Raw genomic sequence first — 15,569 nt, 5'->3', positions numbered from 1 at the left:
CCATACGGGGATGACGGAAGAAGCCCAAGTCGGGAGGTCTGCTGCGCGAGCCCTTCGAAAAGCGCGCGCCCTGCGGGCGCGGAGGTCTGCGTGGGTGCGAGGGCTGTGCGGGGGGGCGAAGGGCGTGCCCTGCGCCTCTGGCCTCTGGCCTTACGCATTACTCGTCTAGCGGCTCGAACAGGCGAATGGCCCGCACCCCCTCCCCGAGGGTGCGGGCCATTCGGCTTCGTGGGGCTGCCGGCCGGCGGTGGCTACTGACCGGCCGTGGCCAGGGCCGGGCCGGCCGCCCGCGACGCCGGACGCGCCTCGACGGTCGCGTCGAAGACCACCTCGCCGTCCACCCAGACCTTGCGCGGTGTGAGGTCGTCGCCCCACCACACCAGGTCGGCCACCGCGCCCGGCGCGAGGCGGCCCAGGGTGGGCTCGCCGATCACGTCCGCCGGGACGATCGTGGCCGAGGCGAGGGCGTCGGCCAGGTCCACGCCGACCGAGACGATGTTGCGGACAGCCCGGTCCAATGTCAGGGCGCTGCCTGCGATGGTGCCCTCCGGCGAGCGCGGGACACCGTCCTCGGTGAGCACCACGTCGGCCCCGCCCAGCTGGTAGCGGCCCGGGGGCATGCCGGCGGCGGCCACGGCGTCGGTCACCAGGGCGACCCGCGGCCCGGCGGCGTTGAAGACCAGGCGGCACACGTCCGGGCCGACGTGGGCCAGGTCGGCGATCAGGCCGAGGGTGAACCGGTCGTCCACGAGGGCCACGCCCGGCACGCCGGGTTCGCGGTGGCCCAGCGGGCGCTGCGCGTTGAACAGGTGGGTCACCATGCGGGCGCCCGCCTCCGCCGCCGCGCGGGTCTGCTCGCCGGTCGCGTCGCTGTGCCCGACCGCGACCAGCACACCGGCCTCGGACAGCCGCCGCACGGCCTCCAGGCCGCCGGGCTGCTCGGGGGCCAGCGTGACCAGGCGCAGGTGTCCGCGCAGGTCGTCGGCCAGCAGCAGGTCGATCTCGCCCGCGCCCGGCTCCACCATGAGCGCCGGGTCGTGCACGCCGGCGCGCTTCGGGGACAGGAACGGCCCCTCCAGGTGCACGCCGAGCGGCACCGCGCCGGAGCCCGGGGGCAGTGCCGCCGACGCCGCCAGCACGGCGCGGGCCTGGCGCAGGGCCACCGGGACGGGCGCGGTGATCAGCGTGGGCAGGAAGCGGGTCACGCCGGTGCGCGGGAAGGCCCTCGCGACCGCGCGCATGCCCTCGTCGTCCACCTCGGCGAAGTCGACGCCCACCGCCCCGTTGACCTGCACGTCCACCAGGCCCGGGGTGAGCAGCCCGTCGGTCAGCACCTCGGCGTCGGCGGGCGGTTCGCCCGTGACGACCTCGACCACCCGTCCCGCCCTGATGCGCACACTGGCGGGACCGGTGATGGTGCGACCGAGCAGTGCTCGCGGAGCCGCGACAACCGTGTCCAAGGTCCCTCCTCAAATGGTCCAGACCATTATGGCCGGAAGCGGTGGGCGTCGTCACGCTTGGTGAGAAGATAACCGAATGTACGTCCTAAAAGTCAGTAAGTCTCGTAACGCGGGTCCGACCCCGCACCCGTCACCCGGTGGCTCATACTTGTGGTCAGACATCCGAGGTTTACGGAGGTTCCGGCGTGGCGGTCACCGACGACGCGATCCTGCGCGTAAAGGAAATGATCACGTCCGGTGAGCTCAAGCCGGGCGACCGGCTCCCGCGCGAGGCCGACCTGGCCGAGCGCCTGGGCCTGTCCCGCAACTCGCTGCGCGAGGCCGTGAAGGCGTTGTCCCTGGTCAGGGTGTTGGACGTGCGGCAGGGCGACGGGACGTACGTGTCCAGCCTGCGCGCCGACGACCTCCTGGGCGCCCTGTCCTTCGTCCTGGACCTGCACCGCGGCGAGGACTCCGTGCTCGAAGTCCTCCAGGTGCGCCGCATCCTCGAACCGGCCGCGGCGGCGATGGCCGCCCAACGGGTCGGAGCGGAGGAGATCGCCTCGCTGCGGGCGCTGTGCGACGCCGGCGCGAACGCCCGGTCGGTGGAGGAACTGGTCGAGCACGACCTGGAGTTCCACCGGGCCATCGCCCAGTGCTCGGGCAACGCCTACCTGGCCCAGTTGCTGGACACCCTGGCCGGCCCGACCGTGCGGGTGCGCATCTGGCGCGGCATCACGCAGGCGGGCGCCGTGGACCGCACGGTGGCCGAACACCGTGCGATCGTCGACGCCCTCGCCGCACACCAGACCGAACTGGCCCGCTCCTGGTCCACCGTCCACGTGGCCGGCGTGGAGCAGTGGCTGTCCGACCTGGCCTGAGCCTCAGCTGAACGCGGCCGTGATGATCCGGACCGCGGTCGGGGACCGGTCGCCGCCCATGCGCAGGGTGTTGACCGAGTAGACCAGGGTGCGCGAGCCGTCGAGGGTGGCGGCCACACCGTTGTTGTAGCCCGGCCGGTCACCCGACTTGCCCCAGACCACGAGGCCGTTGCCCAGGTCCAGCCGCGTGATGCCCAACGCGTGCTGCGCCCCCGCGGCCGACGGCACCGTCAGCAGCTCCGCCCGGGAGCGGTCGGTCAGGAACGGGCCGCGCAGCAGGGCGTTGAGGAAGCGGTCGAGGTCGGGGGCACTGGAGATCATCTCCGCCGCCGCCCACTGGAGGGTCGGGTTGACCTCGGTGACGTCCACGTACCCGTCCGCCGTGGCCTCGTAGCCACGCGCGTGGACGCCTCGAATGCGGGGATCGGCGCCGGGCAGGTACGTGTCGTGCAGGCGCAGCGGGCGCAGGATCGTGTCGCGGATCGTGTCGCCGTACGGCCGACCGGTCACCTTCTCGATCACCAGACCGGCGACCAGGTACCCCATGTTCCCGTACTCCTGGCGCTCGCCGGGCACGAACCGCGGCCCTTCCGCCACGCCCATCCGCACGACCTCCGCCGGGTCGAACGTGTCGTACCGGTGCTCGAAGAACCACGCCGGGTCCTTGTGCGGCAGGCCGTGGCCGGCGATGCCGTGCGTGTGGTCGAGCAACTGGCGCACGGTGATGGGGTGCTCGAAGGACGCCGGCAGCAGGTCGGGCAGGTAGTGCTGCACGGTCTGGTCCAGGTCGAGCACCCCGCGCTCCTGGAGCTTGAGCGCGGCCGTCGCGGTGAACACCTTCGTGATGCTGCCGATCCGGAACCGACCGCCCGGGTGCACCGGCGCGGACGTGCCGATCCTCGCCACCCCGCCGCTCCCCCGCCACGACCCGGCCGTGCCCGACACGCGGGCCAGCGCCCCGGACGCGTCCGGACCGGGCCGCACGGCTTCGGCCAGCGCCTGGGGGTTCACCGGCGGCACGGTCGCCGCGTGGGCCGGCGCGGCGGTGAAGGCCAATGCCGCCAGGGGGATCAGCAGGAGTTTTCGCATGACGGCAGCCTGCCGCCCGCCCCGACCAAGATCCATCGGGGATACCCCCGGTCCCGGGGTGGGGATGCCCCTAGCCCAACCCGTAGACCTCGGCGACGGCCGCCAGGTCCGCCACGTCGAACGACCGGCGGATCGCGCCCATCGGCGGGACGGTGATCCAGTCCTGGTCGCGGACCGCCAGGTCCCACACGTGGTGGTGGGCGTCGACGGTCACAGGAGGCCTTCCGACCGCAGGTCGTCCCACACCTCCGCCGGCACGGGCGGGTGGGCCGCGTTGGCGTGGACCTCCTCCGCCGACCTGGCTCCGACCAGCACCGACGCCACCGCCGGGTGGCGGGACGGGAACGCCAGGGCGGCCTGGGGCAGGGTCACGTCGTGCCGGGCGCACACGGCGGCGATGCGCCGGGCCTTGTCGACCAGTTCGGCGGGCGCGGTGGAGTAGTCGTAGGTGGCGTCGTCGGGGACCTCCGGCCGGGCCAGCACCCCCGAGTTGAACACGCCCGCCGCCACCACGGTGACCCCGCGCTCGGCGCACAGGTCCAGGAACGCCTCCCCCGACTGGTCCAGCAGGGTGTACCGGCCGGCCAGCAGCACGACGTCGATGCCGGTCTCGCGGACGAACCACTCGGCGGTCTCCCAGTGGTTCAGGCCGACGCCGACCGCGCGCACGACACCCTGGTCGCGCAGCGCGGCCAGCGCCGGGAACGCCTCGGCCGCCGCCTGCGTGGTGAACTCCGGTCGCAGGTCCACGTCGTGCAGCAGCACGACGTCCACCTGCGCCAGGCCCAGTCTGTCCACAGAGGACTCCAGCGACCGCCGCACGCCGTCGGCGCTGAAGTCCCACACGCGCCGATGGGTGGCGGGCACGGCGAAACCGTTGGCCAGGTCGTCGCCGTCGCCGTCGATCGGCTCCAGCAGCCGTCCGACCTTGGTGGACACCACGTACTCGTCCCTCGGCCGCACGGCCAGCGCCGCCCCGAGCCGCCGTTCGGACAGGCCGAGCCCGTAGTGCGGCGCGGTGTCGAAGTAGCGGATGCCGGTGTCCCAGGCCGCGTCGACCGCCGCCACGGCCTGCTCCGGCGTCACCTCCGCGTACAGGTTGCCGATCGGGGCCGCGCCGAAGCCGAAGCGGGACAGGGGGACGCGCGAGGTCATGGTCACTCCTGCACCTTGCCGGTGGCGAGCCGGGTCACGACCAGCGCGAGGATGATCACCGCGCCGTAGGAGGCGTTGATGTAGAACCCGCTGACGCTGAGCAGCCGCAGGATGTTCTCCACCAGCCCGAGCATGAGCACGCCGGACAGCGCCCCGAACAGCGTGCCCTTGCCGCCCTGCAACGAGATGCCGCCGATCACGGCCGCCGCGAACACCTTGAAGATCATGCCGGAACCCTGCGAGACCGCAACCGTGCCCAGCCGCCCGGTCATCAGGACGCCCGCCACCGCCGCGAGCACACCACCGATGATCAGCACCGCCCAGACCACCCGGTCGACGCGGATGCCCGCCGCCCGCGCGGCCTCCTTGTTTCCGCCGACCGCGTACAGGGACCGACCCTGCCGCAGGTAGCCGAGCACGAAGATGCCGCCGGCGAACAGGACCACGCAGATCCACACCGCCGCGGGCAAGCCCAGCCAGGTCGTCGCACCGAGGTACAGGAACGACTCGGGCACGTCGAACAGCGTCTGCCCCTTGGTCAACGCCTCCTGCAACCCGCGCAGCATGGTCAGCATCCCGAGGGTGACCATGAACCCGGACAGGCCGAGCTTGAGGATGAGGAAACCGTTGAGCCCGCCGATGACCGCGCCGACCAGCAGGCACACCGGGATGGCTGTCCAGGCGGGCAGTTCGATCCCGAGCCCGTTGGACGCGGCCGGGATGACCAGGGCGATCGCCAGCGCCGGCGCGATGCCGATGGTGGACTCCAGCGACAGGTCCATCTTGCCCGCGATGAGGATCAGCGTCTGCCCGAGCACCAGCAGCGACAGCTCGCTCTGCTGCTGCAACACGGCGACCAGGTTGTCGGCGGTGAGGAAGATCGGGCTGACCACCGCCCCGACGATCAACAGCACGACGATCGCGGGCACCAGCGCGAGGTCCTGGTACCGGCCGAGGCGGAACTTCGGCTGACCGGCGACGGCGGCCGGCGGCCGGGTGAGTGCTTTGGTCATGACATCCCTTCGATCGCCGCGATCAGCTCGCCGTCGCGCCAGCCCCGGTCGAACTCGGCCACGACCCGGCCGTGGAACAGCACCAGCACGCGGTCGCACACCCGCAGGTCGTCCAGCTCGTCGGAGACGACCAGCGCCGCCTTGCCCGCCCTGGCCTGCGCGTCCACCACGCCCAGCAGCGACTCCTTGGACTTCACGTCCACGCCCGCGGTCGGGTTGATCAGCACCAGCACCGCCGGGTCGGCGGCCAGCGCGCGGGCCATGACGACCTTCTGCTGGTTGCCGCCGGACAGGTCGGACACCGGCTGGTCCGGCCCGGCGGCCTTGATGTCGTACTCCGCGATGGCGGTCCGGCCCGAGGACCGCAGCGCCGACTTGCGCACGAGCGTCGACAGCACGGTCATCGACGCGTTCTCGGCAATGCTCAGGTCCGCCACCAGGCCCTGGTGGTGACGGTCGCGGGGCACGCAGCCGATGCCGGCGCGCAGGGCGGCCGGCACGTCACCACCGCGGACGTCGGTCCCGCGCACGGACACCGAACCGGCCGAGGACGGGCGCAGTCCGTACACGGTCTCGGCCAGCTCGTGCTTCCCGCTGGACGCGCTGCCCGCCAGCCCGACGACCTCGCCCGCCGCCACCGTGAAGGACAGGTCCGTGAAACCGTCGCCGGACAGCCCGTCCACGGTCAGCACCGGCGCGGACGACCGCGGCCGGTCCGCGCCGTCCGGGACGCCCAGGCCGCCCGGCTCGCCGGTCATGGCCTCGATCAGGTCCGGTTTGGACAGCCCCTCGACCGGTGCGGTGAGGATGTGCTGGGCGTCCCGGTAGACCGTGACCGTCTGGCACACCTCGTAGATCTCCTGGAGGTGGTGCGAGATGAACAGGAACGTCACCCCGTCTGCCCGCAGCGACCGCATGCGGTCGAACAGCCGCTCGATCGCCGGGCCGTCCAGCTGGGCGGTCGGCTCGTCGAGGATGATGAACCGCGCGCCCGCCGACAGCGCCCGCGCGATCTCCACCAGCTGGCGCTGCTCCACGGTCAGGTCGGCGACCCGGGCCTCCGGGTGCACCGCGACCTCGTACTGCTCCAGCAGGTCGGCGGCCTGCCGGCGCAGCCGCGACCAGCTGATCAGCCGGCCCTGCCGGTTGAGGAACAGGTTCTCCGCCACCGACAGCTCGGGCACGGCGGTCGACTTCTGGTAGACGCAGGCCACCTTCTCCCGCCACGCCGCCCGGTCGGCCAGGCCGGGCGCCTCGACGCCGGCGAAGCGCACCTCGCCGGCGTCCGGGGCGCGCATCCCGGTCAGCACCGACACCAGCGTGGACTTGCCCGCGCCGTTGCGGCCGACCAGGGCGTGCGTGTCACCCGCAGCGACGGAGATGTGCACGTCGTCCAGGGCCACCGTGCGGCCGAACCGCACGGTCACCCCGGTGGCCTCGACCGCGATCGGGTTCCCGTCGAGCGCGGTCATTTGCCGATCTGGTTGCCCCAGAAGGCCTTGTCGTCGACGTTCTCCTTGGTGATCAGCGGCGCCGGCAGCTGGTCCTCCAGCTGACCCTCCCCGACCTGGACGATCTCGCTGCCGTGGTCGGTCTTGCCCGGCTTGAACGTCTTGCCCTCGACGGCGGCCTTGGCGTAGTACAGCGCCCACTCCGCGTACAGGTCGGCCGGCTGGGACACGGTCGCGTCGATCTCGCCCTTGCGGATGGCCTCCAGCTCCTGCGGGATGCCGTCGTTGGACACGATCCACACGTGCTTCGGGTCGCTCGGCGGCACAAGCAGGTTCTTCTGGCGCATGACCTGGAGCGTGGGCGCGAGGAACGCGCCACCGGCCTGCATGTAGATGCCGTTGATGTCCGGGTGCTGGTTCAGGCGGGTCTGCAAGGCGGCCGAGGCCTTGGTGCCCTCCCAGTCGGTCGGCTCCTCGAACACCGTGATGCCGGGGTAGTTCTGCTTCATGCAGGTGGCGAACGCCTCGGACCGGTCGCGGCCGTTGACCGAGGACAGCGAGCCCTGGAACTCGACGATCTTGCCCTTGCCGCCGAGCTTCTCGCCGAGGAACTTGCACGCCTTCTCGCCGTAGGCCCGGTTGTCCGCGCGGACCACCATGTAGACCTTGCCCTTGTCGGGCCGGGTGTCCACGGTGACGACCGGGATCTTCGCCTTCTCCAGGCGGTCCAGGGTGGAGGCGACCGCGCCGGTGTCCTGCGGGGCCATCACGATCGCCTTCGCGCCCTGGCTCTGCAACGACTGGACGTTGGCGACCAGGTTCTCCACTTTGTTCTGCGAGTTCGTCGGGGCCATCATGTTGATGCCCAGCGCCTTCGCCTTCTCGGGCGCGTACTTGATGTAGGAGTTCCAGAAGTCGGAATCGGCCCGCGGGTGGTCCACGCCGATCGGTCCGACACCGGAGGCGGAGCCGGAGTCGGCCGCGGTGCCGCAGGCCGCGGTGGTGAGCGCGAGGCATACCGCGGCGGTGAGGATGCTGCGACGCTTCATCGTTCCTCGATTTCCAGGGACGGGAGGGGAGTACCTAGGACTTCGGGCGCAACCGCAGCCCGTGCATGCCGCCGTCGACGGCCAGGACGGTGCCCGCGGTGGAGCCGGACAGCGGGCTCGCCAGGTAGGCGATCGCGCCCGCGACCTCGTCGGCCGAGACCAGGCGGCCGTGCGGCTGCCTGGCCTCCAGCGCGGCCCGCTCGGCGTCCGGGTCCGGCGCCGAGTCGAGCAGGCGGCCCACCCAGGGGGTGTCCGCCGTGCCGGGGGCGACCGCGTTGACGCGGATGCCCTCCCGCACGTGGTCCGCGGCCATCGCCAGGGTCAGCGCGTGCACCGCGCCCTTGGTGGCCGAGTACAGCGCCCGCTGCGGCAGCCCGGCCCACGCGGCGATGGAGCCGGTGTTCACGACCGCCGCCGCGGGAGAGCGGCGCAGGTGCGGCAAGGCCGCGCGGGTGACCCGCACGATCCCGCCGACGTTGACGTCCCACACCCGCCGCCACTCGTCGTCGGGGTTGGCGGCGACATCCCCCTGCGCGCCGATCCCCGCGTTGTTGACGACCACGTCCAGCCGGCCGAACTCGGCCACCACGGCGTCGACGGCCGCGCGCACGCTGCCGTCGTCGGACACGTCGGCCCGGATGCCGTGCAGCGGCGCGTCCACCTGCGGGTTCAGATCCAGGCACGCCACCCGCGCGCCCCGGGACGCGAGCAGCCGCGCGGTGGCCAGGCCGATGCCCGACGCGCCGCCGGTGACGACCGCGACCAGGCCCTCGAAGTCGGTCATGACGCCTCCGTCCACACCGGACCGTCGGGGTAGCGGTAGGCGGCCAGGGTCTCGTCCTTGATCCGCGCGGAGAACCCGGGCTGCGTCGGGGCGAGGTACCGGCCGTCGCGCACGACGGCGGGGTCGGTGAAGTGCTCGTGCAGGTGGTCCACCCACTCGATGACCCGGCCCTCCATCGAGCCGGACACCGCCACGTAGTCGAACAGCGACAGGTGCCGCACCAGCTCGCACAGCCCCACGCCACCGGCGTGCGGGCACACCGGGACGCCGAACTTGTGCGCCAGCAGCAGGATCGCGAGGTTCTCGTTGACCCCGCCGACGCGGCAGGCGTCGAGCTGGAGGACGTCGATCGCGTCCGCCTGGAGCAGCTGCTTGAAGATCACCCGGTTCTGCACGTGCTCGCCGGTCGCGATCCGGATCGGGTCCAGCGCGGTGGCGATGGCGGCGTGGCCCAGCACGTCGTCCGGCGAGGTCGGCTCCTCGATCCAGTACGGGCCGAACGGGGCCAGCTCCCGCATCCAGCGCACGGCCGCGTCGACGTCCCAGCGCTGGTTGGCGTCCACGGCGATCCGCACGTGCTCGCCGACGACCTCGCGGGCCAGCTTCATCCGCCGCACGTCGTCGTCCAGGTCGCCGCCGACCTTGAGCTTGATCATGTCGAACCCGTCGGCCACCGCCTGGCGGGACAGCGCGGCCAGCTTCTCGTCGGAGTACCCGAGCCAGCCCGGCGTGGTCGTGTAGGCGGGGTAGCCCTCGCTCTCCAGGAACGCCACCCGCTCGGCCCGCCCCGGCTCGGCCGCGCGCAGCAGCTCCAGCGCCTCCTCCGGGGTCACCGCGTCGGACAGGTACCGGAAGTCGACCAGGCCGACGATCTCCTCCGGCGTCAGGGCCGACAGGAACCGCCACAGCGGAACCCCCGCGCGCCGCGCCGCCAGGTCCCACGCGGCGTTGACCACCGCGCCCAGCGCCATGTGCGCGACGCCCTTCTCCGGGCCCAGCCAGCGCAGCTGCGAGTCGCCCACCAGCTCGAAGTACAGGGCACCGAGGTCCGCGGCGGTCTCCGGGACCGGACGGCCCACCACGTGCTGCGCCAGCGACCGGATGGCCGCGGCCTGCACGTCGTTGCCGCGCCCGATGGTGAACGCCAGGCCGTACCCGTCCGGGCCGTCGTCGGTGCGGAGCACCACGTAGGCGGCGGAGTAGTCGGGGTCGGGGTTCATCGCGTCGGAGCCGTCCAGCTCCCGCGAGGTGGGGAACCGGATGTCCAGGACGTCCAGGTCGACGATGGTGGCCATCACGCCTGCCCGAAGGTCTGGCGCTGGGTGCCCAGGCCGTCGATGGACAGCTCGACCACGTCGCCGGCGCGCAGGTACGGCTTGGGCTCGGGGTGGCCGAGGGCCACGCCGGCGGGCGTGCCGGTGTTGACGAGGTCACCTGGTCGGAGGACGAGGAACCAGCTCAGGTAGCGGATCACCTCGGCCACCGAGAAGATCATGTGCTTGGTGGAGGAGTCCTGGCGGGTGGTGCCGTTGACCGACAGCCGCATGCCCAGCGCCTGCGGGTCTCCGATGTCGTCGGCGGGGACGAGGAAGGGACCGAGGGGGTTGAACGTCTCGCAGTTCTTGCCCTTGTCCCACTGCCCGCCGCGCTCGATCTGGAACTCCCGCTCGGACACGTCGTGGGAGACGGTGTACCCGGCGATGCAGGCCAGCGCCTCCTCCTCGGTCTCCAGGTACCGGGCGGCGCGGCCGATGACGACGCCGAGCTCGACCTCCCAGTCCGTCTTCACGGAGTTGCGCGGCACCAGGACCTCGTCGTACGGGCCGACGATGGTGTCCGGGGTCTTGAGGAACATGACCGGTTCGGCGGGGATCGCGGCGCCGGTCTCCTCCGCGTGGTCGCGGTAGTTGAGGCCGATGCACACGATCTTGCCCACGCCCGCGACCGGCGGTCCCACGCGCAGGCCCTCGGGGTCGAGCACGGGGAGCGTCCCGGCGGCCAGCGCGGCGCGGGTGCGGGCGAGGCCGTCGGCGGCCAGGAACGGCCCGTCGATCTCACCGGTCACCGGGCTCAGGTCGTACGTGGTCCCGTCGTCGGCCCGGACGGCGGGACGTTCGGAGCCCGGCGCTCCGAGGCGCAGAAGCTGCACGGCTTGTCCTCCTCGGCTACACGTAATACGTCGGATGTATAGCCGTAATGAACCGTCCCGTCTAGAGCCGTCTCGCCTATTGGTCCGATGACTGACTGCCGTAACCAGCCGAAGAAAGGTTCCGATGAGACACCACCGCGCGGTGTGGGCGTCCGCCGCCGGCACCGCCGTCCTGCTCGCCTCGCTCGCCACGACGGGCGTCGCCCACGCCGACGAACCGCTCGTCGAACCGCTGTCGCCCGCGACCGCGAAGGCCGCCCGCACCGGGTCGTCGGAGCCGGACGGGCGGGTCGGCGCGACCCTGGCGGGGGCGACCGGCACGGTCACGGCGTTCGTCGAACTGGCCGGCACCCCGGCCGCCGAGGCCTACGGCGCCGAGAAGCGGCGCGGCGCGGCCGACCCGCAGGCCGTCCAAGCCGCCCGGGACTCCCGGCAGCGCACCGCCGACCAGGCCGCGCACGTGCTGGACGTGTTGCGCGGCAAGGACTCCGCCACCCGCGAGGTCGCCCGGACCGCCAACGCCGTGCCCGGTGTCGTGGTCAGCGCCGACGCCGCCAAGGTGCGCGAGCTGGCCGGGCTGCCCGGGGTCAAGGCCGTGCGCCTGGCCGTGCCGAAGGTCGTGCAGAACGCCAGTGCCGTGCAGCTGACCAAGGCCGCGCAGGTGTGGCGGCAGACCGGCCGCTACGGCGAGGGGATGCGGGTCGGCATCATCGACACCGGCATCGACTACACCCACGCCGACTTCGGCGGCCCCGGCACCGCCGCCGCGTACCAGGCCATCGACCGGACCGCGCCGTGGACGCCGACCGCGAAGGTCGTCGGGGGTTACGACTTCGCGGGCGACGAGTACGACGCCGGCGTGCCCGAGAAGTCCACGCCCAAGCCCGACCCGAACCCGCTGGACTGCGGCAGCCACGGCACGCACGTCGCCGGCACCGCCGCCGGGTTCGGCGAGAACCCCGACGGCTCGACCTTCACCGGCGACTACAAGACGCTGACCGACGACGCGTTGAACGCCATGAGGATCGGACCGGGCACCGCGCCCAAGGCGTTGCTGTACGCGCTCAAGGTGTTCGGCTGCGAGGGGTCCACCAACCTCACCGCGCAGGCCCTCGACTGGGCGCTGGACCCCAACGGCGACGGCGACTTCGCCGACCACCTCGACGTGGTCAACATGTCCCTGGGCTCGGACTTCGGCGCCCAGGACGACCCGGACTCGCTGTTCGTGCGCAAGCTCGTCCAGCACGGCGTCCTGGTCGTGGCGTCGGCGGGCAACGGCGGCGACTTCTACGACGTCGGCGGCTCCCCCGCCAACACACCGGAAGCGCTGGCCGTGGCCAACACCCGGGACGCGTTCGCGCTGCTGGACGGCGTCACCGTGGGCACGACCGACCAGCCCGGCCAGTACAGCCAGAGCTACACCGCCTACGACACCCTCGACCTGACCCGGCCGGTGGTCGCGGTCGCCGCCGAGGGCAACAAGGACGGCTGCGACCCGATCGACCAGGACCTCGGAGGGAAGTTCGTCTGGCTGGAGTGGGACGACAACGACTCCACCCGCCGCTGCGGCTCGGCCGGGCGCACCAACAACGCCCAGAACGCGGGCGCGGAGGGCGTGCTCCTGACCTCCACGCGGGACAACTTCCTGGCCGCCATCGCGGGCAACGCGGGCATCCCGGTGTTCCAGTTCACCGGCCCGGCGACGACCGCCGTCCGCCCCGCGCTGACCGCCGGCACCCTGGAGGTCCGGATGCGCGGCGCCCTGCGCAACTCCGTGCCCACCACGGCCCCGAAGCTCGCCGACACCATCACGCCGTCGTCCTCACGCGGTTCGCGCGGCGCGGTAGCGGCGAAGCCGGACGTGGCCGCTCCCGGCGACACGATCCTGTCCGCCGACATCGGCACCGGCACCGGCGCCGCCAGCAAGGGCGGCACGTCGATGTCCGCACCGCACGTGGCCGGCATCGGCGCCCTGGTGCGGGAAGCCCACCCGGACTGGACCGTCGAGGAGGTCAAGGCAGCGGTCGTGAACACGGCGGGCAACGTCGTGAAGTCGGGTGACGACAACACCGCCGGCCTGCCCGAGGCCCCCATGCGGGTCGGTTCGGGCCGGGTCGACGCGGCGGCGGCCGTGGGCGCGGACCTGCTGGCGATGGTCGCCGACGACCCCGGTTCGATCGGCGTGTCGTTCGGCCCGGTCGAGGCCGAGCGCTCGGTGTGGCGGACCAAGACGGTGAACATCGTCAACAAGGGCGCCGACCCGCGCACGGTCACCGTGTCCTACCAGGAGGCCACGGCCGTTCCCGGCGCGACGTACGAGGTATGGCCGCGCTCGGTGTCCGTCGCCCCCGGCAAGACGGCCCAGGTGCGGGTGTCGCTGCGGGTCGAGCCCGAGCAACTGCGCAAGGTCGCGGACCCGACCGTGACCAAGGAACAGGTCGGCGTCACCCGGCAGTTCCTCGCCGAGGCGTCCGGTCGGCTGCTGCTGGAGTCCGGCGAGACCACGCTCCGCGTGCCCGTGTACGCCGCCCCCAAGCCCGCTTCCGACGTGTCGGCCGGCGGCGTGACCTTCAAGGGTGACGTGGCGTCCGTCCGGCTGCGCGGGCACTCCCTCGCACAGGGCGAGGGCGACCAGGCGTATCGGTCCCTGATCAGCGCTTTCGAGCTCCAGGGCGCCTCCGACCGCTTGCAAGACTGCACCGACGAGGTGACGACGGAGTGCGCCGTCAACGCCTCGGCCAAGGGCGGCGACCTGCGGTACGTAGGTGCCGCCTCGACGGCCCCGGTCGACAAGTCCGAGAACGCACTCTTGGCTTTCGGAGTCGTGACCTGGGAAAACTGGGTCACTCTAGGTGCCAACAACTCCCCCGAAATCCGCATCGACACCAACAACGACGGCTCACACGACTTCCGCGTACACGCCGCAAAGCCCACCGACGCCAACAGTTCCGTGACCGCGGACGTGTGGCTGGCACGGACCGTGCGGGTGTCCGACGACGAGGTCGTGGACGAGCAGCCGCTCAACGGCCAGCACGGCGAGGTGGACACCAACCTCATGGACAGCAACGTGGTCGTGCTGCCGGTGACCCTGAAGGCCCTAGGCATCGACCCAGCGGGCACGACGTTCCGCCTGTCCTACACCGCAGGCACGACAGGCCAGTACGCCGCACCCGGCAACGAGGAGGGTTTCGTAGACCAAATCAACACCCCGATGTCCTTCGACCCCCTCAAGCCGGGCCTGTCCATCCGACAGGGCACCACCCCCGCCCTGTCCTTCGTAGCCCGAACCGGCTCCCGCCTAGAGGTCCACCGAGACCAGGAGTCCCTAGCAGCAGACGGTGCCGAGAACCTGCTCCTGCTCCACCACCACAACACCACCGAGGAACGCGCACAGGTGGTCAAGATGCGCGGTTGATCACCGAACGCGAGGCCCGGCACAACCCGTCTGGGTGGTGCCGGGCCTCGCGTCCGTTCGACCATACTCGGGCGAATGGGCTTCGTGGTCGGCTTGGACGCGGGCGGCACCTCGACAAGAGCACTGGTGCTGGACCTGGACGGCACCCGCCTGGGCGCGGGCGTGGCAGGCGGCGCCAACCCGAACTCCCACCCTCCGGAACTAGCTGCGGCCCACATCTCCCAGGCCCTGACGGCGGCGCTGGACGGCTTGGACGCGGCCAAGGTCGAGTCCGGCGTGCTGGGTATGGCCGGCTCCAGCAAGGTCCTCAGCGACCCCACGGTCAACGCCCTGTTCGAAGCAGCGTGGACCAGCGCCGGCCTCCGCTGCCCCATGCGAGTGATCACCGACTGCGAGGCCGCCTTCGCCACAGGCACCTCATCCGCCAACGGCACTGTTCTGGTGGCAGGCACAGGTTCCATCGCCGCCAAGATCACCAACCACAAGCTGACCAGCACAGTAGGCGGCTACGGCTGGCTCCTGGGCGACGAGGGTTCAGCCTTCTGGCTGGGCAGAGAAGCAGTCCGAGCCACCCTCCAAGCCTTGGAGGGCAACGCCCCTCTAGACCCCCTAGCAACGGCCGTCCTCACAATGGCCGACCTCCCAGCAGAACCCCGCCGAGACACCTGGCGCCGCCTGATCACCAAGTCCAACCAATCCCCACCCATCCACCTGTCCCACTACGCCCCCTTGGTCACGGCCCACCACGAGACCTCATCGGCAACAACGATCATCACCAACGCGGTAACAGCCTTGGCCGACCTAGCCCTCTCCTGCCGAGACAAAACCGACGAAACCCCCATCGTGCTGGTAGGCAGCCTGATCCACGCCCACCCTTTGGGCACCCGCCTCAGAGCAGAGCTCACCAACCGCACCCACGCCACAGTCCGCATAGCAACAGAGGGCGCAGCAGGCGCAGCCTGGCTAGCAGCAGTAGAACTCCTAGGCACCTCCGCCCCCCGCCCCAGCTAACCCAGCAACAAAAACCCCGCCCACCACAACGCCCGCAGGGCGCGCTTTTCACGAAACTCGCGCAGCAGACCTCCCAACTTGGGCTTCTTCCGTCATCCCCGTATGGCCTGCCCGAAGGGCTACCACAGATTTC

13 protein-coding genes are annotated in these 15,569 nt (G+C 71.8%); 3 read left to right on the top strand and 10 right to left on the bottom strand.

The genetic code is table 11. The features are described 5' to 3' along the window. Nucleotides 1–251 precede the first annotated feature (251 nt). Entirely contained in the window at nucleotides 252–1,460 is a 1,209-nt protein-coding gene (nagA, locus tag WBN91_RS35160; protein ID WP_337728622.1) for an N-acetylglucosamine-6-phosphate deacetylase, read from the bottom strand. Nucleotides 1,461–1,645: 185 nt separating this feature from the next. Here nagA and WBN91_RS35155 point away from each other — a divergent pair, with 185 nt between their 5' ends. Next, a complete protein-coding gene (locus WBN91_RS35155; protein WP_337728621.1) occupies nucleotides 1,646–2,320 on the top strand; it encodes a FadR/GntR family transcriptional regulator in 675 nt (224 codons plus the stop codon). A 3-nt stretch (nucleotides 2,321–2,323) separates the two neighbouring features. Here WBN91_RS35155 and WBN91_RS35150 read toward each other — a convergent pair whose 3' ends face one another. The 9 genes from WBN91_RS35150 to WBN91_RS35110 all read right to left on the bottom strand — a co-directional run bounded on the left by WBN91_RS35150 (nucleotide 2,324) and on the right by WBN91_RS35110 (nucleotide 11,010). Further along, nucleotides 2,324–3,409 carry a serine hydrolase domain-containing protein gene (locus WBN91_RS35150; RefSeq protein ID WP_337728620.1) on the bottom strand — a complete coding sequence of 362 codons (1,086 nt, stop codon included), beginning with the start codon at nucleotides 3,407–3,409 and terminating at the stop codon, nucleotides 2,324–2,326. Nucleotides 3,410–3,479: 70 nt separating this feature from the next. Next, complete coding sequence (locus WBN91_RS35145) at nucleotides 3,480–3,623, bottom strand: hypothetical protein (RefSeq protein WP_337728619.1); 144 nt, start codon at nucleotides 3,621–3,623, stop codon at nucleotides 3,480–3,482. Continuing rightward, entirely contained in the window at nucleotides 3,620–4,564 is a 945-nt protein-coding gene (locus WBN91_RS35140; protein WP_337728618.1) for an aldo/keto reductase, read from the bottom strand. The genes WBN91_RS35145 and WBN91_RS35140 overlap by 4 nt, the downstream gene beginning before the upstream one ends. Before the next feature lie 2 nt (nucleotides 4,565–4,566). Next, nucleotides 4,567–5,577, bottom strand: coding sequence for an ABC transporter permease (locus WBN91_RS35135; RefSeq protein ID WP_337728617.1), 1,011 nt, complete (start codon nucleotides 5,575–5,577; stop codon nucleotides 4,567–4,569). Continuing rightward, entirely contained in the window at nucleotides 5,574–7,049 is a 1,476-nt protein-coding gene (locus tag WBN91_RS35130) for a sugar ABC transporter ATP-binding protein (protein WP_337728616.1), read from the bottom strand. Before WBN91_RS35130 ends, WBN91_RS35135 begins: the two co-directional genes overlap by 4 nt. Beyond that, on the bottom strand, nucleotides 7,046–8,077 hold the full coding sequence (locus WBN91_RS35125; RefSeq protein ID WP_337728615.1) for a sugar ABC transporter substrate-binding protein: 1,032 nt from the start codon (nucleotides 8,075–8,077) through the stop codon (nucleotides 7,046–7,048). Before WBN91_RS35125 ends, WBN91_RS35130 begins: the two co-directional genes overlap by 4 nt. A gap of 34 nt (nucleotides 8,078–8,111) precedes the next feature. Next, complete coding sequence (locus tag WBN91_RS35120) at nucleotides 8,112–8,861, bottom strand: SDR family NAD(P)-dependent oxidoreductase (RefSeq protein ID WP_337728614.1); 750 nt, start codon at nucleotides 8,859–8,861, stop codon at nucleotides 8,112–8,114. Beyond that, nucleotides 8,858–10,156, bottom strand: coding sequence for an enolase C-terminal domain-like protein (locus tag WBN91_RS35115; protein WP_337728613.1), 1,299 nt, complete (start codon nucleotides 10,154–10,156; stop codon nucleotides 8,858–8,860). The genes WBN91_RS35120 and WBN91_RS35115 overlap by 4 nt, the downstream gene beginning before the upstream one ends. Then, complete coding sequence (locus tag WBN91_RS35110; protein WP_337728612.1) at nucleotides 10,156–11,010, bottom strand: fumarylacetoacetate hydrolase family protein; 855 nt, start codon at nucleotides 11,008–11,010, stop codon at nucleotides 10,156–10,158. The genes WBN91_RS35115 and WBN91_RS35110 overlap by 1 nt, the downstream gene beginning before the upstream one ends. Before the next feature lie 124 nt (nucleotides 11,011–11,134). On the opposite strand from WBN91_RS35110, the gene WBN91_RS35105 reads away from it, so the two are divergent. Together WBN91_RS35105 and WBN91_RS35100 are read left to right on the top strand one after the other, a co-directional pair. After that, nucleotides 11,135–14,425 (top strand): S8 family serine peptidase, encoded by a 3,291-nt coding sequence (locus WBN91_RS35105; protein WP_337728611.1) that lies wholly within the window; start codon nucleotides 11,135–11,137, stop codon nucleotides 14,423–14,425. Between the two features lie 75 nt (nucleotides 14,426–14,500). Then, nucleotides 14,501–15,436: an N-acetylglucosamine kinase gene (locus tag WBN91_RS35100; RefSeq protein ID WP_337728610.1), complete on the top strand. Its 936-nt coding sequence runs from the start codon at nucleotides 14,501–14,503 to the stop codon at nucleotides 15,434–15,436. The last annotated feature ends 133 nt before the right edge of the window (nucleotides 15,437–15,569 follow it).

The sequence above is a fragment of the Saccharothrix sp. CCNWYY140 genome (assembly GCF_037401995.1).
Lineage (GTDB): Bacteria > Actinomycetota > Actinomycetes > Mycobacteriales > Pseudonocardiaceae > Actinosynnema.
Note: the sequence above shows the minus strand (reverse complement) of the source record. Positions and strands in the feature narration are given on the sequence as shown.